This window comes from Clostridia bacterium (assembly GCA_026414765.1).
In the GTDB taxonomy this organism is placed as follows: domain Bacteria; phylum Bacillota; class Clostridia; order Acetivibrionales; family DSM-27016; genus SKW86.
Window position 1 is genome coordinate 24,541 of sequence record JAOAIJ010000010.1, and the last position, 19,733, is coordinate 44,273.

At 37.0% G+C, this 19,733-nt stretch carries 15 protein-coding genes; all 15 read right to left on the bottom strand.

The window, feature by feature from the left end:
* Window positions 1-16: 16 nt before the first annotated feature.
* Window positions 17-796 (bottom strand): glycosyltransferase family 4 protein, encoded by a 780-nt coding sequence (locus N3I35_02315; GenBank protein ID MCX8128916.1) that lies wholly within the window; start codon window positions 794-796, stop codon window positions 17-19.
* Window positions 797-1,128: 332 nt separating this feature from the next.
* Window positions 1,129-2,475: an O-antigen ligase family protein gene (locus N3I35_02320; GenBank protein ID MCX8128917.1), complete on the bottom strand. Its 1,347-nt coding sequence runs from the start codon at window positions 2,473-2,475 to the stop codon at window positions 1,129-1,131.
* 20 nt (window positions 2,476-2,495) lie between these two features.
* Window positions 2,496-3,623, bottom strand: a complete 1,128-nt coding sequence (locus N3I35_02325; GenBank protein MCX8128918.1) for a glycosyltransferase family 4 protein — start codon at window positions 3,621-3,623, stop codon at window positions 2,496-2,498.
* Window positions 3,616-4,743 (bottom strand): glycosyltransferase family 4 protein, encoded by a 1,128-nt coding sequence (locus N3I35_02330; protein MCX8128919.1) that lies wholly within the window; start codon window positions 4,741-4,743, stop codon window positions 3,616-3,618. Before N3I35_02330 ends, N3I35_02325 begins: the two co-directional genes overlap by 8 nt.
* A gap of 25 nt (window positions 4,744-4,768) precedes the next feature.
* A complete protein-coding gene (locus N3I35_02335; GenBank protein ID MCX8128920.1) occupies window positions 4,769-5,572 on the bottom strand; it encodes a CDP-alcohol phosphatidyltransferase family protein in 804 nt (267 codons plus the stop codon).
* Window positions 5,573-5,717: 145 nt separating this feature from the next.
* Complete coding sequence (locus tag N3I35_02340) at window positions 5,718-6,230, bottom strand: serine O-acetyltransferase (protein ID MCX8128921.1); 513 nt, start codon at window positions 6,228-6,230, stop codon at window positions 5,718-5,720.
* Between the two features lie 25 nt (window positions 6,231-6,255).
* Window positions 6,256-7,794 carry a flippase gene (locus N3I35_02345; GenBank protein ID MCX8128922.1) on the bottom strand — a complete coding sequence of 513 codons (1,539 nt, stop codon included), beginning with the start codon at window positions 7,792-7,794 and terminating at the stop codon, window positions 6,256-6,258.
* Window positions 7,791-8,747 carry a GDP-L-fucose synthase gene (locus N3I35_02350; GenBank protein MCX8128923.1) on the bottom strand — a complete coding sequence of 319 codons (957 nt, stop codon included), beginning with the start codon at window positions 8,745-8,747 and terminating at the stop codon, window positions 7,791-7,793. Before N3I35_02350 ends, N3I35_02345 begins: the two co-directional genes overlap by 4 nt.
* Before the next feature lie 34 nt (window positions 8,748-8,781).
* Window positions 8,782-10,212: a mannose-1-phosphate guanylyltransferase/mannose-6-phosphate isomerase gene (locus N3I35_02355; GenBank protein ID MCX8128924.1), complete on the bottom strand. Its 1,431-nt coding sequence runs from the start codon at window positions 10,210-10,212 to the stop codon at window positions 8,782-8,784.
* A gap of 18 nt (window positions 10,213-10,230) precedes the next feature.
* Window positions 10,231-11,310 carry a GDP-mannose 4,6-dehydratase gene (gene gmd, locus N3I35_02360; protein ID MCX8128925.1) on the bottom strand — a complete coding sequence of 360 codons (1,080 nt, stop codon included), beginning with the start codon at window positions 11,308-11,310 and terminating at the stop codon, window positions 10,231-10,233.
* A 21-nt stretch (window positions 11,311-11,331) separates the two neighbouring features.
* Window positions 11,332-12,000, bottom strand: a complete 669-nt coding sequence (locus N3I35_02365) for a sugar transferase (GenBank protein MCX8128926.1) — start codon at window positions 11,998-12,000, stop codon at window positions 11,332-11,334.
* A gap of 11 nt (window positions 12,001-12,011) precedes the next feature.
* Window positions 12,012-12,734 carry a phosphoesterase gene (locus tag N3I35_02370; GenBank protein MCX8128927.1) on the bottom strand — a complete coding sequence of 241 codons (723 nt, stop codon included), beginning with the start codon at window positions 12,732-12,734 and terminating at the stop codon, window positions 12,012-12,014.
* Window positions 12,727-13,485, bottom strand: a complete 759-nt coding sequence (locus N3I35_02375; GenBank protein ID MCX8128928.1) for a CpsD/CapB family tyrosine-protein kinase — start codon at window positions 13,483-13,485, stop codon at window positions 12,727-12,729. The genes N3I35_02370 and N3I35_02375 overlap by 8 nt, the downstream gene beginning before the upstream one ends.
* 12 nt (window positions 13,486-13,497) lie before the next feature.
* On the bottom strand, window positions 13,498-14,214 hold the full coding sequence (locus N3I35_02380; protein ID MCX8128929.1) for a Wzz/FepE/Etk N-terminal domain-containing protein: 717 nt from the start codon (window positions 14,212-14,214) through the stop codon (window positions 13,498-13,500).
* 279 nt (window positions 14,215-14,493) lie between these two features.
* Window positions 14,494-19,659, bottom strand: coding sequence for a PA14 domain-containing protein (locus N3I35_02385; protein ID MCX8128930.1), 5,166 nt, complete (start codon window positions 19,657-19,659; stop codon window positions 14,494-14,496).
* Window positions 19,660-19,733: the final 74 nt, after the last annotated feature.

Consider the following 19,733-nt stretch of genomic DNA (forward strand, 5'->3'; position numbering starts at 1 on the left):
TTTGATAATGAGGCTTTCAAATTAACTCATCATCAAATAATTTTTCTAAATTCTTTATGTAATGTTCCTGTAAGAAATATTTTTTTACTTTATCTCTATTATTTAGATAGATTTCTTTAAGCTTACCCCTGTCACTTGATATTTCTCTTATCTTGTCATACATTTTTTTGTAATCTCCATATGGCACTAAAAACCCATTTTCCCTATCCGTAACCAAATCTGGAATGCCTGCATGCTTAGTAGTTATAATACACATACCGTCAGCCATAGCTTCTATTATGGATATGGGTTGTCCCTCTTTATTATAGTTTGTAGGCAGAATAAAAACATGGCTTCCTCTAAGTAATTCTCTTTTTTCTAACCCTGTAACAATTCCCTTGTATTCTACAGTTTCTGATAATTGATGCTTTTTAGTAAAATCAAAAAAGTATTCCTCATCAGCCTTTGAGAAAAAACCTCCTGCAAAAATGAATCTATATTCTTCCAGCCTATTTTCTTTACAAATCTTTGAAATTTCAAGTACAGTCCTATAGCCTTTGCTCTCTATCATATTACTTAAGAACAGTATATTAACTGTTTCCAAGCAGTCTATTGACTGCAGCTTTTCATCAAACTCATACTCAGAAATAAATATTTCATCATCAATACAATTGCTGACTATCTCAATTTTATGTTTTGGTAATATGCCTTCAAAGGAATTTTTAAGTGACTCTGAAAGGACAATAGCTTTATTTACATTTGAGAGTAATATCCTATTTAGGAACCGCATTACTATGCCCATATCAGATTCGTACAATCTTCCGTAGTACCCTCCATGAAGATGTATAATTATTTTCTTTCTTTTTAATAAGAGAATGAATAGAATGCATAAATCTCTCAAGTTTCCGAATTTAGTCTGAGAAATTGTAAGGTAGTATAATTGGCTTCTGTTCAAGACAATATTCATCAGATTAAATAAAAACTTCCAGTTCTTTGTAAGATCAATCATAGAAAATTTGTATTTTATTGATAGTCTGGAGTTATACAGCGTATCAAGAGCTTTTGAAAGACCATGAATAGGTGGAGGAAACTGTCCAATGATACATATCTTGGGTTTTATAGGAATCACCTCTGTCTAATTTATAAATTTTATTTAATACTGGTACTATATGTATCAATAGCAAGGCTATATATAAATACAAGGTAATACATGCCTATAACATCGGTTGTTGATATAGCCTGAAAAATAAAAACCGCAGAGGAGATTATTACAAAATCGGATATAAAATTCAATTTTGAACCTCTTAACCTTCTAATACTTGTCCATGCATTTCTGATCAGTATAAGAAGCAAAATAACACCCAAAGCCCCGTAACCTGATACATAGCTCGGAATAAAAGCCCCTGCACCCGGCCATTTGGTGCGATCGTAATAAAGTTCTGCTGCCTCAAAGGACTGAAATCCCCAATCAGGGAAGTACTTAATATAGAAAAATCCTTGATTTCCATTGCCTACTCCTAGAATGGGATAATCTAAAACAGCCTTCATATTTGTATATATTGAGGTTGATCTTTGCATCGTTGATAAATTTTCTGAATCGGACAGCTTGACAAAGGTTGTCTGATATATTGTAGACTGCTCTATTGCCTCAAAATTATCAATTACAATCCATAACGCAATGACGGCTACTAAAGCAGCTATTGTCAAATGTATATGTACCCGCCTTTTCTCCATACTCCGTTTTAAATCAAGCATATAGTAGCAAAGAACAGCAATGACGAAACCGATGTAACCGCTTGTGCTTTGCGTAAAGAATAATATAGGAAGATAGAGAGCTATAAGCAGTACTATAAAGGACTTCTTATACACGTTGTTCTTATATATGGAAAACAACAATGGAAAAACATAAACACTCAGTAAACATCCGGCTTTTGAGGCTTCTGTACTTGTTAAGTTAATTTTACCTCTGTCCAATACATAAGGTATATCAACATTTTCCAGAAAACTCATAGCCAAGTTTAAAATACCAATATTAACCCGCATGAGCAATAGTTGTATATATCCATAAATCAGCAGCAAAATAAAACTGAACATTATCCACCGGACAATTTTTTTCATGCCGACTTCGTTAAAAATATAGCTATTGTAAATAATTATCAGTATATATTGTGAGTAATAGATCAGATATGGAAAAACTGCCTTGTATGTATCTCTCCCTATCAACACACCTAGATTTTCATGCAGCACCACAGCCATTAGCAAACTGGAAATATTCAAAATGGTAAGTATATAAACTGACATCTTAATTCTATAATCCAGATTTAGCCTTTTGGCTTTAATACAGCTAAAGACCATCAGTACCATTCCTAATATGTGTACATAAAAAGATAAGGAATTACCCGCCGTGTATATCTTATCTTTTAAAAAAGTGATATTAGTTACGGGTAGGAAAACAATATATAATAAAATTATTACTCTTTCGATTTTTCCCATCATAAGACCTCTTTACCATACTATCATGAGAATAAAATTCTTCTATACGCCTCTACGAATCCATCCAGGCTGCAAATTTCACAATACTTCTTTTGGTTTTCCAATATTCGGCTCTTTATGACCTCAGCGTTGTCGATCACCTTCCCCAACGTTTCTGCAATATTTGTTACATTCTCGGCTTCAAAAACTTCCCCAAGGCGGTAATGCTGTATTGTGTACCCAACTTGTCCAACATCCGGGCCTATAGCAATACATCTATGGTTTGCAGCTTCTGTCAAAGGTCCGCTCTGCCCTGAAAAAAACTTTCTGTACGGTAAAACAACAATATCTGCAGCTGAAAAGTACATACTCATCATGTTCTCGGGAATATACTGCAGTTTTAAAAACACCTTGTTTCTGATACTGCTCACCATACCTTCAATATATTGTCTCTTAAAGTACTGTTCTTCTCCTACTATCAAGAGAGAAAACTGTTTTTCCTGAATCAGGTTGACTGCGCTTAGCAACAGGTCTAAGCCCTTGTCGTAGCGTGTTCCTCCAAAACATAGGACAAAAGGCCTGTGATAATACTGCAGCTCAGGTAAATCAAGCTGAATTTCTTTATTATTAATAGTGTTTTTACTCATTATAGGGTAGTGTACAGAAAAAATTTTATGAGCAAATCTGTCACCCAAGCTCTCTATTAGCCTATTCCTTAAGTATTCGCCATGAACTATCACAATATCAACTACGCTATACTTTAATAGAAAACTTAAGATATAAAGTTTTATTCTTTGTTTTGGGAGCCAATGCAGCGTTGCTGATACTTTTATACTTCTTCCAAAGAATATCTTCAATAATAAATGGACTATTACCTGGTCAAAATATAAAATGTGTAAACGGTCATATCTATTCTTTTCTGCAAACCTGATTAGCCTCAATGTATTAAGTAAATTTAGCACCAGCCTGATAAACTTGTTTTTGGATGTCAAAAGTTTGACAGTATGGATTTTTACACTAGCACTATCCAGCTGCTCCGCCATACCGCTTTCACTCCCGCTTAACGAAGTGTAATAACAGCAGTCATAGTCACTAAATCCTTTTACCAGGTTAAAATTATAGTTCCAATGGTGTCCATCGTTCAATAAGTCGTAGAACAGGATTCTATTCATGCTTTTCCCTTCCCTGAAAACTATGAAACTTGTTGATTGCATTTAAATATTGCTTAACCATATTCTTTATTGTGTAATACTGGATTTTCTCAAAGCTTTTTTTAGAAAACTCAGCCCGCACTTCAGCGTTATCAATTAAGTATGCCAACTTAGACTTTAACTGCCCTATATCTTCCGAATCAACAACATAACCATTTACACCGTCTTCTATTAAGTCAAAGGCTGCTCCGGTTTTATTCGTAGCAATAACCGGAAGGCCGAAATACATAGCTTCATTCACTACCAGGCCCCATATATCGTACCTGGTTGGTAGTACAAAAATATCTGCAATTTTATAGTACTTGACTAGCTCATCTTTCTGCATAAAATCTTTAATGACAACGTTTTGGAGGTTATTTCCGGAAACATAACTGCCATATTCCTCCTTTAACGGACCGTCACCAATAATAACCAGGCTTACATTTTTATTACCTATTTCTTTAAAAGCGCTCAAGAGAACATCTATACCCTTTCTGTGTATAAATTGTCCCACTGTTAATACCACTACGTCATTTAAATTGTCCCTATTTTTAAGCTCCAGACGTTCTTCACAGGTTAAGGAAGTCTGTCCTTCCACCTTAAAATCCACTGAAAATGGGTATTCAAAAATTAACTCCTTATCCGCCCCATAATGATTCAGGTATCTAGTGCAATTACTCCCGGAAGAAAGCCATTCTCTTGCAGATGAAATAAGATATTTCTTTAATAGGTATTTTATCTTTATATCTTTCTTTGGAAATCCTCCATCAGAAGTAAAAATAAAGGGTATTTTCTTTATATTCAGCCATGTTATTACCAACATTTCACTAGGTGAATTGTAACAGCTTATTATTAATACATCATATTTTTCCTGTTTCAGTTTTCTGAACATACCGATATTAAACTGTCTCCCGGCGCCAAACATTAAACCCTTCAGAAATTCATACTTAAAATTCAACCCAAGGTCTCTTATGTCCCATTTCCTGTGTTTATAGTTAGCAGCTTCAAACCAAACTGTCAAATCTACATGTTTACCGAGCTCATTCCAAAAATCAATTCTATATGGAGTGGGTATATTTGTAATATAAAGAACTCTTAACATTCTTCCTCCTGAAAAGGTTATTGATTTACTTCAGCTTGTTAACCCAATAAATAGACTTTCTTGTAGTATTTATGACAGAGAATACAGTAAAAGACAGCAGATAAACAAGTCTGAAGCTGAATACCTTAAGCGTGAGCATATCTAAGATACATACTGCTGACAGTACTACCAGACAACCCGGAAATGTTATCAATTCCCTAATCAGTGCAAATATCTTAACTTTGACACTTTTACTACTGATAACATCTTCCATGTTGTGCCTTTTTTCGAAATCTTCAAATATCCTCTTTTCTAAAACTTCTGCTTTTACATTTTCTTTATAAACTCCAGATTCGATTACGGAAAAAGCAATACATAGATTTGGGAAGTTGCTCATTCCTATACATGAAATAAGGCCGCTTATTAAAATAAGCGAATTTCCATATAGATTATATAGACCCATTCCCATGAAGAAAAACATTAAGTTGCTGGAAAAGTAATGTACAAGAAAGTCAAAGTATTTTCCTGACATTGAAGGCTTTTTAATGCCGCTTCTTATATAATACCTTGCTACCTCTCCATCACAATGGTCTAAAACGAAGTAAAACGAAATAAATGCGGCACTTAAGAACAAAGCTGTAGCAGTATTGTAAATGAGAAAATAACAGCTGGCAAGTGCAGCTAAAAGGCTTAAAAATGTAACTGTATTCGAACTTAATCCTATTACCAAAAAAATTTTGGTAAAGTAGATAGACCAATATCTATAACCGTATTTACTTATCAGAAACTCATCCTTGTCTTCCTTCTGACAAACTGTCCTGAGTTCTTTTATACTTTCTTTGACCTTCATTGCTTTTCTCCTTAATCCAATCTGTTAATACAAAAATCAGCTGCTTCACTATATCTATCGAAAAAATTCTTATATCTATTAACTCACTTTGCAGACAAGCATAACACGTGGTACAAATATAAACATGATATTATACTCTTCAGCCCTAGTCCCTATTCAGTCTCCGTCCCGGTATTCCTGCTATTGTGCTTCCGTCTGGAAAGCTGTGTACTACAACTGAATTTGCACCAATTTTGCAGTTGTCCCCAATTTTTACTCCTCCCAATACCTTTGCTCCGGCTCCAATCACTACGTTATCTCCTATATATGGATAATCATGCCTGTCATCCTTATAGTTTTCACCACATGTTACTTGCTGAAGTATAGTTGCATTTATCCCTATGTAGGTATTCCCTCCGATTACAATCCCGTTAGGATGCTGGATAACCAATCCCGGGCCAATCTTACATCCTAAACAAAACTCTGCACCCGTACATTTAATATTGTGATTCCTGATAAGCTTCGCTAGCAGATATAACTTCCTAGAACTGAAGTAATCAGATATCCTGTAAAGTGCTACAGCTCTAAAACCCATGTGTAAAAAGTAGTACTTTATAATAGCATAAATTCCTACATCCCTATTTACTAATCTCCCTAAATCCTTCTTTAAAGCACTCATTATATCACCATATTTCTATTTCAATCTAATGTAGATTCCTCTTTAATACCTTATTGAAAGTAATATTAACCTTTTTACCAAATTGCCTTAACCTGTTTATATCTTCACTGTCAAAATATCTAAAAACAAAGCATACCGCCAGAAAGGCCAGAACAGATAATGCCCCTAAAAAAGCCAGCACTAATATATTCACACCACTATAATCAATAATACTAAAACCAAATATTACTACAGCGCTTGAAACAGCCAGAGGTAGATACACTCTAAACAAAAAGTATAATGTCTTTATATTCAATACCCTTTCAAAATAACAAATGAAAAAAGGTACCGGTATCATACTTGCAAGAAACGCTATTGCAGCTCCCGATACTCCATATATCGGAATGAAAGCTACGGATAAAACAACTCTCATAACACTCGTAATAATAACATAGATTGTGTTAATTTTAGGCATATTTAAGCCGTTAAACATATAGTAGCATATTGCATTACCTGATAATAACAGGTTTGAAACTAACAGTATACGAAATACATTTGCAGATTCAAGTGAAAAATCCTTACCCATCCATAACGTAAGCAAGTTTTCTGAGTATAAAAAAACAGGGATTGTTATACAAAAACTTATTAATGATATATACTTTAGAGATTTACAGTACAAACGCCTTATTTTATCAGTATTGCTTGTTGCCGATAGCTCACTGGTCAGAGGAAAGATTACATTTGTGATATTAGTTATCACATTATTAAACTTTACTGCTGCCCCGGCAGGAACTACGTAATATGTAACTGATGAAACATTTACCATGGAACCTAAAATTAGACGGTCAAACTGACCGAAAAAAGCCTGACTTAATTGAGTAATCATGTTGTACACGCTGAAAGAGAACATTTCTCTGAAAAGCACTCTATTAAAGTAAAACTTAACGGACAGTTCCGGTATCAATTTTCTATCGGTAACATAATAAACAATAATTGCAGCAATGCTGGATGCCAACTTTATCAGCATTACAGCTTTCAAGCCGTATCCAAGAATCAAGCAGAGAGCTATTCCAAAGTTTGTGAATGTCGATAGCATAATATTGCATTTTGCTTGTACTACATTCATCTGCAGTGCATAGGGTATGTTGCTGAAAACTGACAATACCATGTTCAAAATGATATTTGCACTTGCTATGTATAATGAAAACTTTAAATCTGTCATAAGGCCGGCATCAATCTTAAAGTAGTATAAATATCCAGAATTAATAAATAAAATTAATAAGAGTGATGCTATCACTCCCATTATTGTATAAATTATTAATGACAGATTTACAACATTCCTAACCCTTGCTATATCTCTCTTTGCATAACTTTCAGATATCTGCTTTACAGCTGCTCCTGTAAAACCTAAATCCAAAAACCCGAGAAAACCCGTCAATGTAGCTGTAAGCGCAATTATACCGTAGCTAGCGGCCCCAAGCTGATTTACCATAAACGGTGTCAAAAGAAAAAACAATAATGAATTCCAAACAAAACTAATCAAGTTTGCACTAGAGTTTTTAAATACCTTTTTAGCTATACTCAAGATAATTCTCCTATTTTCTCCGGTAAATTACACTTTTCTTTATATGAGTTATATACACTTTTCAAGCCATCCTCTAATTCTATGCGATACCTCCACCCAACTTCTTGTAGTTTACTTACATCCAATAGTTTTCTTGGTGTGCCGTCAGGTTTACTTGTATCAAACCTCAATTCTCCGCCAAATCCTATAGTTTTTTTTATTAACTCGGCCAATTCACGTATACTGATTTCTTTTCCCGATCCTACATTAAAAAAGTCATTTCCGTTATACCTTTCCATAAGGAACAGGCACGCATCTGCCAAATCATCTACATGGAGAAACTCCCTAAGCGGTTTTCCTGTCCCCCATATTTCAACATGGGGTAATTCATTGACCTTTGCTTCATGTATCTTTCTAATTAGCGCAGGCAATACATGTGAATTATTTAAATCATAATTATCATTAGGCCCATATAGATTTGTAGGCATTACACTTATATAGTTAGTACCATATTGGGTGTTAAAATATTGGCACATTTTCAGTCCAGAAATTTTAGCCAGTGCATATGCCTCATTTGTAAGCTCAAGTGGGCCTGTAAGAAGATATTCCTCTTTTATCGGCTGAGGGCACATTTTAGGGTATATACATGAACTTCCAAAAAACATTAGTTTTTTTACATTATGCTTATGTGCACTCTTAATTATATTGCACTGTATAAGCTCGTTTTCCATTATGAAATCCGCAGGGTAAGCAGAATTTGCACCAATTCCCCCTACTTTAGCCGCAGCTAGAAAGACATACTCAGGTTTTTCTTCTTTGAAGAATCTCTCAACAGCTGCCTGATCAGTTAAGTCAAGCTCCCTATGAGTTCTCCCCATAATATTCTTATAGCCCCTGCCCTCTAAATTTCTAAGTATTGCAGATCCTACCAGACCTCTGTGACCCGCAACGTATATTCTGCTATCCTTATTCATAACATTCTCTTTATTTGAATAAACTTCTTTCGAATTATCTCCCATATATATCATCTATCCTCACAATATCATCTTCCTCAAGATAAGACCCGCATTGTGTTTCAATAATTTCAAGGGCAACAAAGCCCGGATTTTCAAGTCTATGTATAGTCCCTACAGGTATAAAAGTAGACTCATTTTCATGAACAAAATACTCTTGATTTTCTCTTGTAACTTTTGCCACTCCTCCGACCACAGTCCAATGCTCACTCCTGTGGTGGTGATATTGTGTGCTGAGCCGTTCTCCGGGCTGTACCACAACTTTTTTTATTTTATAGCCCGGACCTTTATGTAAAATCCTGTAATGTCCCCAAGGTCTATCCACTGTTGTATGCTCAATATGCTTGGTACTATTCTTTTCCTCAAGCTTATCAACTACTTCCTTTATCCTGTATGTCTGATCAAGAGGTGCCACTAGTAATGCATCGGCAGTATCTATTACTGCAACATCTGATAACCCCAGAGATACTACTAGCCTGTCAGTTCCGTATATATAGCAATTTTTCGTATCAATGCATATGTGTTCGCCATTAGTTATATTCCCATCGTCGTCTTTATCGCTTGCTTCATATAAGCTCTTCCAATTTCCTACGTCACTCCAGCCTATATCAGCTTTAATTACAAAAGCCTTTCTTGTATGTTCCATTATCGCATAGTCAATTGACATGGGGCTTATACTTTTAAATGACAAGCTTACATCACTCTCATTATCCGGATTGATATCACAAAATGCTCTATAAATCTCAGGACTATACTTCGATGCTTCCTCTAATAAAGTTCCTACATGAAAAATAAACATACCGCTATTCCATAAGTTCATTTCTTCTTCCAACAACTTAATGGCTACTGCCTTATTGGGCTTTTCAATGAAACGATCTACCTTATAAATATCTCTTGAAGAATTCAGCACTTCCAGAGTCTTTATATATCCGAAGCCTGTTTCAGGGTACGTAGGAAGTATACCAAATGTAAGCAGACATCCTTCACTTGCTTTTTCAATACCTTTCTTCAATACTTCTAAAAACATATTTTCCCTCATTATCAAATGATCAGAGGGGAGAATAACCATTACAGAGTCATCCCCATACATTTTTCTACACTTTATAGCTGACCATAAAATCGCAGGTGCTGTATTCTTTGATTCAGGCTCAGTCATAATATGAACAGAATTCTGAGAACCAGAGGAATTGACCGAATCTTTATCATACAAGTTCTTCAACTGTGTCTTAACCTGGCTATACAGGTCCTTGTTAGTGATAACCCACTGGTTTTCCTTGCTTATCACAGACAAGACACGTCTGCTTGTCTCCTGAAGGAGCGTGTTGTTACCAGTTAAGTTAAGTAACTGTTTCGGAACCAGCCTTCTGCTTAACGGCCACAGTCTTGTTCCACTTCCCCCAGCTAAAATCACCCCTATTACTTTCATATTTATCATCCTTTTAATTTATGCTCTATTCATGGTATATTGATATTGTAGAGATGTTATGCTACTAAAAACTGTATGATTGCAATCCGCCTGAACCATCATCCTTACAAGACCCTCAAAGTCTACTTTCCTCTTCCAGCCTAAATCTCTCTCTGCCTTTGATGGATCTCCCAACAACAGCTCAACTTCAGTTGGCCTAAAATATCTCGGGTTTACTTCGACCAGCAATTTACCCGTTTTTTTATCATACCCTTTCTCACTTACCCCGTAGCCGTCCCATCTGATATCTATACCCACCTCACCAAACGCCAGTTCAACAAATTCTCTTACTGTATGAGTTTCTCCTGTGGCAAGAACGTAATCCGCCGGTTTTTCCTGCTGGAGCATAAGCCACATACCCTCAACATAATCTCCTGCAAAGCCCCAGTCTCTCTTTGCATCCAGATTACCAAGCGCTAATTTTTCTTGCTTCCCTGCAATAATGTTTGCAACAGCCCTTGTAATCTTCCGGGTAACAAAGGTTTCTCCCCTGCGTGGCGACTCATGGTTAAAGAGTATTCCATTGCATGCATACAAATTATATGCCTCTCTATAATTTACAGTAATCCAGTATGCATAGAGTTTTGCTACCGCATATGGACTCCGGGGATAAAAAGGCGTATTTTCGTTCTGAGGCTCAGAGCCTGGAATCCCTCCGAAAAGTTCACTTGTCGAGGCCTGATAAAACTTAGTTCTAATACCACTTTCCTTTATAGCATCAAGCAATCTTATAGTACCTATTGCATCTACTTCAGCAGTATATTCAGGTACTTCAAAGGACACCTGTACATGGCTTTGTGCCGCTAAGTTATATATCTCATCAGGGTTTACCTTTTCTATCAGCCTGTTCAGATTACTGGAATCCGTCAAATCCCCATGGTGCAAAAATAATGTTTTATTACCGATTTCCGGGTTCTCAAAGAGGTGATCAATCCTTTTCGTATTGAAGCTACTGGCACGACGTATTATTCCATGCACCTCATAGCCTTTTTCCAATAAAAATTCTGTCAGATAAGATCCGTCTTGACCGGTGATACCTGTGATAAGTGCCTTTTTCAAACAAGAGACCTCCTTAAATATCTAAAATGCGTGCCTATCCCCAAATAAAACAGGAATTGTCCTAAAAATAATTTTTATATCATAGCAAAAATTCCGTTCTCGTATATATTTAAGATCTAATCGTACCATTTCATCAAACCCAAGCTTATTACGCCCACTCACCTGCCATAGACCTGTTATGCCAGGTTTAACCGACATTCTCAAATTATGCCATCTGTCATATCTGATTACCTCTCTTGGAAGCGGAGGACGGGGACCGACCAGAGACATATCTCCTTTTAGAACATTAATCAACTGAGGTAGTTCATCTATACTTGTTTTTCTAATAAACCTCCCTATCCTTGTTACCCTTGGATCTTCCTTAATTTTAAACATATAACCGGATATTTCATTCTTCTTTTCCAAACGCTCCAGATGCTCTTCTGCATTTACTATCATTGAGCGGAATTTATACATTTTAAAAATCTTTCCTTTATGACCTACTCTTTCCTGCTTAAATATTACAGACCCTTCAGAATCAACCTTAATAAGTATCCAGATACCTAAAAAAACAGGCGATAACAGTAATAGTGCAAAAAAAGAAGCAGCTATATCAAAAATACGTTTACTAAACAAGTATAAGACAGTTACATTATCATAAATTATTCTATCTTCAATAGTCTCCCTAATGTCTTCTTCGGATATCTTCATTTTAACACCTTCTAAAAACTATGTATCTTCTGTGTCTGACTGAAATCAACCAAGTGCTGTGCATTTCTATTAAAGACAGCTTCTGCATAATCCAAGCTTGTCCACTTTCTTACTCTATAGAGAGCATTTATATAGAACTTGCTGTAGTCATCAGAAAAATGAGCATTTGACGCAACAAAACTTGGAATATTAAGCTTTAGTAATTTCTTAGCTACCCTCTTGATACTATAACCATAGACTCCTGCTATACTTGCTGCATCAAGTTGTATCACACATCCTGCTTCTATAAGTCTATGCAGAGCATCAATATTCTTTACAAAATACCTGCTTCGTTCAGGATGGGCAATAATAGGAACAATCCCTTCTTTTTGCATGCGCTTAAGGTTTTTTATATATTCACTTGAAAAAAGACAACATGGGAATTCTATAAGAATATATGGCGAATGGTCCATCCTAAGTGTCATAATTTTACTAATATTGTTACTATTAATACTGTTTATATGCACTTCATACCCCAGCCTTATATCCAGATCAAAATCCTTTGCTCTATTAACAACCTCTTTATATTTCTCTTTTATTCTCTCATTACCAAACACATTTTCATGATAATGTACTGTAGAGAAGATAGTATTGATTCCAGCCTTTTTTGCCTCGCAAATCATTTTTACAGAGTTTTCTATACTTGAAGCCCCATCATCTATTCCATAAAGTAAGTGGGAATGGATATCAATCATTATACTTTACCTCATTTTGCTTTACCCTCTTAAATCTACCCTTGACAAATCTATTGGTCTGTCCTTTTTCATTATAATAATAAAAATCGTACGTATGCGTATAGTAGAGCTTATAATCCCTTTTACTTACTTTATTCAAAGCTACACCTAATATATTTGCGTTTGCTTTCTCAAGCTGCTCTTTTAGTCTTTTTGCTTTTCGCGCGTTTAGCTCTCTGCTGGCAACAACGATAAGTGTGCCATCTGTTTGAGATGCTATCAGTGCAGCGTCAATAATATTTCCAAGTGTAGTAGTGTCAATCACAACCATATCATATATTTCTTTCACTATTTCGAGAAACTCAGAAAATCTCTCTGAACCAACCAGTTCAGTCGAATTCACATATCTTTGACCGCAGGCAATATAATATAAGTTTTTTATGCTTGTGTGGGATACAACTTCTTCTAAAGAAACTTCTCCTAGTAGGAAATTAGATAGCCCGGTATAGTTATTACCCCCTAAACGTTTTATTCCCATAGGTTTACGCATATCCGCATCTATCAGTAAAACCTTTTGCCCCGAGCGCGCCAGAGAAATCGCAAGATTAATAGAAATTGTAGTTTTTCCTTCTTTATTGTTGCAGCTTACTATTGATAACGTCTTGACCTTTTTCTCATTACTACAAAATTGTATATTTGTTCTAAGTACTTTATAAGCTTCTTCAATTGGAGGATTAATACTATCATATACCTCATATGTTTTCGCACACATTTGAGAATCTCCTTATTTTGTTCTGATTTTTAAATCGGGAATCGTACCTAAAACTTTAAGTCCAAAAATGTCTTCTACATCATCAATTGTCTTTAACGTATCATCCAGCTCCTCTATAAGGAAAATAATTAATAATGACAATAATAGTCCGACTACTCCCCCCAAAAGTGCATTCTTTTTAAGATTAAACGGTATTGGTGAGCCTGGCTGGTCAGCCTTATCAATAATAACAACATTTTCAGTTTTCATCAGTTCGTGTACTTTCTGAATAAAAACCTCGCTTGCTTTATTTGCTATTAATTGAGCTACTTTAGGGTCAATATGCTTGACCTTTAACTCAAGTATTCTTGTATCAGGCTTTAGATTAACACTCATTATGTTTACATAATCACGATAAGTAATACTACTTATTGCCAGATCTTCAATAACTGCCTTACCCACAAGCTTGCTTTTAATGATTTCTTTAAACTCTTTAACAAGCTGCTGATCTACAAGCACGTCATTGTATGATATTATCTCAGTTACATTTCCAATTTCACTTGAATTATTTTTAATTACTAATAAGGTAGCACTAGCTTCATACAGAGGTATATAATTACTATAATATATGTACGTAGTTGCTGAGCTTGATAAAACAGACAACAAAATAACTAACCAAATTTTTTTGATAATAATATAAAAATAGTACTTTATATCCACTGTAAACACCTTTTTTCTGTCAGCCGACATTGTGTGCTTAATAAGCTGACTAATATTATATATAGATAAAAAAAGAGCCCTTTAAACAAAATTTAAACTCTGCTCTTAATATACTAAAAAGTAGTGATTACGTTATTAATTACAAAATAATAGCCAAATTTTATACCTATTATATAAAATTATACAACCGGCAATACTTAAAGTCAATTAATTGTTGATATATGTCGAATTTTATAAATCAGGGGGCCTCGACGGCCCCCTACCCAACCTGCAATTTTTTTATCAAATTAATCTATTGTGCTAGTTGATTTATGTATTAGCTACTGCTACAAGGCTCCACTCCCCGGTGCCCGACGAATTTTTCGCCCGTACCCTATAAACGTGTTGTGTTCCTGACAATTCATCACTTAAAGTAAAACTAGTATTTGCAGTACTACCTGCTACCAAGCCATCAACCTCAATTTCATAATATTCAGCACCTATTACCGTGTCCCATGTTAACAGAGAGTCTGTATTACTGAATTTGAGATTTAGCGGAATTTCCGGAACCGGACTATACAGCTGGCTTTGAGGTATTATTTCTTTAGCCAGTCTGTCGCACGACCACATAAGCTTCATAGACGCAGCTCCTGTATAGTCAAAATACTCAAGTCTTATCTCATATTTCTGTCCAGCGGTAAGGTCTATAGTTCCGACTTCTTCTCCGAAGGAATCCGTCCATCTGTCAATTATCTTCTGTCCGTTTACCCATAACCTTACTCCGTTGTCTGCAAAGGCATGGAATTTATATGTTCCAGTATACCTTGGCTCGACGTACCCTGTCCATCTTACGCTGAAAAATTCGTTTTTTACTGAAGTATCAGGCGAACCTGTCCCCCAATTAAAGTCTATAGAACTGTCAATCCTTGTGAGTATTTTTGTATCCAGGTTCCAGCCATTAAAGTACTCTGCACTTAATCCATTACCGTTTCCAACTGGCGCAAGCAGTGTCCTTTTTGCAAGGGCTGAACTCCACTCACCTGTACCTGATGAATTCTTTGCCCTAACTCTGTAAGTATGTTGTGAGTCGGGTTGCAAGCCTGTATGCGTATAACTTGTACCTGTTCCGTTACTTATTACAGTACCGTCAACCTCTATATCATACCCTTCAGCTTCTATTACACTTCCCCATGTAACCGTGATTGTCGTCTCTGTTCCATTAGCACTTATACCTGAAGGTGTCTCCGGTACCGGCAGATACAGATAACTCTGAGGGATCACTTCCTTGCTCTGCTTATCACTGGACCACATAAGCTTTACAGATGCTGCCCCTGTATAGTCGAAATATTCAAGTCTTATCTCATATTTCTGTCCTGCGACAAGGTCTATAGTTCCTACTTCTTCTCCGAAGGAATCCGTCCATCTGTCAATTATCTTCTGCCCGTTTACCCATAACCTTACTCCGTTGTCTGCAAAGGCATGGAACTTATATGTTCCGGTATACTTAGCCAGGACATAGCCTGTCCATCTTGCACTGAAGAATTCACTCTTTACCGAAGTATCAGGAGAACCTGTTCCCCAGTTGAAATTAACTGCGCTGTCTATCCTTGTAAGCTTCTTGGTATCCAGATTCCACCCGTTAAAGTATTCTGCCTTTAATCCTGTCCCATTACCCTGTGCAGGTAATGTCCTCACCGTTACAGGCGCACTCCACTCTCCTGCACCGGAATTATTCTTTGCTCTCACCCTGTAAACATACTGTGTATCAGGGAGTAATTTTGTATGTAAATAATTATTGTTATTTGCTTCGCCAACATATGCCCCATTAATCTCAATATCATATTTTTCTGCACCAAGTACACTATCCCATGTTATTGAAATCTCAGATTCAGAGGAAAGAGATAATATATTTGCCGGACTATCAGGAGTCGGGCAATATAACTGGCTCTGAGGGATTATTTCCTTTGCCAGTCTGTCACACGACCACATAAGCTTTACAGATGCTGCCCCTGTATAGTCGAAATACTCAAGTCTTATCTCATATTTCTGTCCTGCAACAAGGTCTACAGTCCCCACTTCTTCCCCAAAGGAGTTAGTCCATCTATCGACTATCTTCTGCCCGTTTACCCATAACCTTACTCCGTTATCCCCAAAGACATAAAACTTATATGTTGTTGTATATCTTGGTTGGACATAACCTGTCCACCTTGCACTGAAGAATTCACTCTTTACTGAAGAATCAGGCGTACCTGTTCCCCAATTGAAGTTAACAGTACTGTCTATCCTTGTAAGTTTCTTGGTATCCAGATTCCACCCGTTAAAGTATTCTGCTTTTAGTCCTTTACCAATACCAACCGGTGCAAAATTAGTACGCTGCACAACCGGAGCGCTCCATCCACTAGCCCCACTGCCGTTTACTGCTCTTACCCTATAAGTATATTGAGTATCGGCATACAACCCGTTATGTACAAAACTTGTAGATTCATTACATTTTATTACTACTCCATCAGCCTCAACTTCATAGCCCGATGCCCCCTCCGCTTTATCCCATGTGACAGTAATGGTATTGTCCGTTGGAGACGTATTAATATTTTGAGGCGTTGATGGCTTAGAGATTTTGCTAATTGTCCCGATCACTACACTCCACTCGCCTGTAGCCGAATCATTCCGTGCTCTTACCCTGTATGTATGCTCCGAACCTGCCTCCAGACTTTCATGTGTAAAGCTTGGTGCCTGTACGCTCACAATAGCGCCATCATCTATTTCTACATCATAACCTGTCGCGCCAGGAACTGTATCCCATTCCAATGTAATAGTACTTTCAGTGTTAAACGCCCTGAAATTATCAGGTACTCCTAACTGGGTCACCCTAGTCTGCATTATGCTCCATTCGCCCGAAACAACCGCAGTTTTTGCTCTTACTCTGAATGAGTACACTGTACCGGGAAGGGGATTGATATCAGTATAAGATGTATTATCACCCAGCTCCACTACAGTTCCGTTTACTTCAATTTCATAGCTTGTAGCACCTGAAACTGCATCCCATATTATAGTGATACCCGTTTCATTTACTACTGAGCTGATGTTTGAAGGTGTGCCCAATGATGTACTGTTAGTTACCGAATCGCTCCAGTCTCCTGTTACATCCTGAGTTTTTGCCCTCACTCTGTATACATACTGAGTTCCTGGAACAATCCCGCTGATTGTGTAAGTAGTCGCCTCAGCATTATCTGCAAGATTTTCATTGATTTCTATATCATAACCTGTTGCTCCTGTTACAGGCTCCCAGGTAATCGTTAAAGAGTCCCCGTTCACACTCTCTGTGATACCTGAAGGAATTCCGAGTAGTGTTGCCTTTGCTACAGCATTACTATACTCTCCTAAAGCATTTCCAGCCTTAGCCCTTACTCTATATACATGATTTCCTCCAGGTATCAAGCCGTCATGGGTATAGGAAGTAACATTTCCAGCATCTATTACACTTCCATCAACTTCAACGTCATACCCTTCCGCGCCTTTAATTGCTTCCCAAATAACAGTAATTGTATTCTCTGTTGCTGCACAGCTCACATTCTGTGGTACCCCAACAGGTATAACCGCATTAACAGGAACACTCCAATTTCCAACAATAAACGCGGTCCTGGCTCTTACACGGTATACATAACTGTAACCCGGTGTCACATCACTAATTGTATAGCTGGTACTTGTACCGTTATCTGTTATGGTGCCGTTTACTTCTATATCATAACCTACAGCCCCATCGACAGCATTCCATTGTGTTAATATACTGTCTTCAGTTACAGATGCGGTCACATTTTGAGGAATTCCAAACAAAGTATTTACTGTAGTACTCCCACTCCACTCCCCGGCTATCAGACTATTCTTTGCTTTTACCCTATATGTATGAGTAGTTCCGGGCAGTAGTCCGGTATGAACATAAGAAGTATTTGTCCCATTTTCAATTACATTGCCGTCAACTTCAATTTCATAACTCTCCGCTCCTGCCACTCCATCCCAGGTAAGAGTAATCTCATTTCCTGACGGTGTGACATTAAAATACGAAGGAACTCCCAGCTTTGTTACCTGACTTGCAATATCTGACCATTCACTCCGGGCATAAGCAGTCTTTGCCCTAACCCTGTAAACATGCTGTGTTCCCGGATTTAAGCCACTAAATCTATAAGAAGTTGCTTCACCTACATCTATGGCAGTTCCGTCAGCTTCTGCTTCATAACCGTCAGCTCCTGCCACCGGATTCCATGCTAAGGTTATAGATGTTTCGTCACATACAGTCGACAATCCGGAAGGTGTGTCCAATAGTGTTATTGCAGTTACAGGCTGACTCTTCTCACTTTCGGCAAAAGCTGTCTTAGCCTTCACTGTATAGGAATGCATGGTACCGGGTATAATATCTGCGTGTGTATACTCTGTATCCTGACCGCTGTATATTACTGTACCGTTTTCTTCAACATCATAGCTAGTCGCTCCCTCAACCTTATCCCATCCTATTGTGATATATGTGGTATTCGGTTTTACTATTACATTTAAAGGTTTATCCAACAGAGTCGTTTTATCAACAACCGAGCTCCAGTAACTGGCAGTACCGATACCTCTTGTTCTGACCCTATACTTGTGAGCAGTACCCGGCGTAATATTTTTATGGACGTATTTTGTATCTGTACTGTTGTTTACAATAACCCCATCAACCTCTATATCATATCCAGCAGCCCAATTGACCTTATTCCATGTAACAGTAACAGAGTTAAAATCTGCATCTGCAGATATACTGACAGGTGCAGAAATATAAGGCTTTCTTGCCGCTGACTTATTTGCAGTAGCTTTAAGGGTAGTGCCGTCAGGATTTTTTATTGTCCAGACCAAAGTGTCTCCACTGAATACAGTTGAAAATTTATCGATCTGAAGACCTGATGAAAATACAGCAGGGGGAATAGTAGTTTCATCTGTCACAGTCCCTGTAAACATTGAGTCGGCTTGAGGTACATCGATAGAAAAAGAGTTGATATTCAGCCATCCCCAGAATGCTGTACAGGTTCCATCCGAATTTAGCACCACATATTCCAGTATTGGCTTAACAGGAGCTGCGACCACTTTCTTAACAGGATTGCTCCATTCACTTACTTCTGTTGAATACCTTGCTCTCACTCTGTATGTATGCCACGATTTTGGTTCCAGATTTTTGTGTATATATGTATTGCTTTTTTTATTATCTTTTACTACACCATCTATTTCTATATCATACCCTGTAGCTTTGGATTCTTTATTCCACTTAACGAATACCGTAGTGCCTATTAGCTCAGCTTTAAGATTCTTTGGAATACCCAGCTTACTTTCTTTTTTATCGGATTTTTCATTTTTAGCAATAGTGCTATCCGAAGATATGCGGTTTAATATACTTTCATTCGCAATTGCGAAAGTCTGTACAGGGAATATGAACAGCATTAAAATCGCAACTAATGTACTAAGCCTTTTCCCCATTTTCCCAACCCCCCTATATAAAAGGTAATATTTAAATAAATATATAATATAAAATAATTACCGGTTAAGCTTTC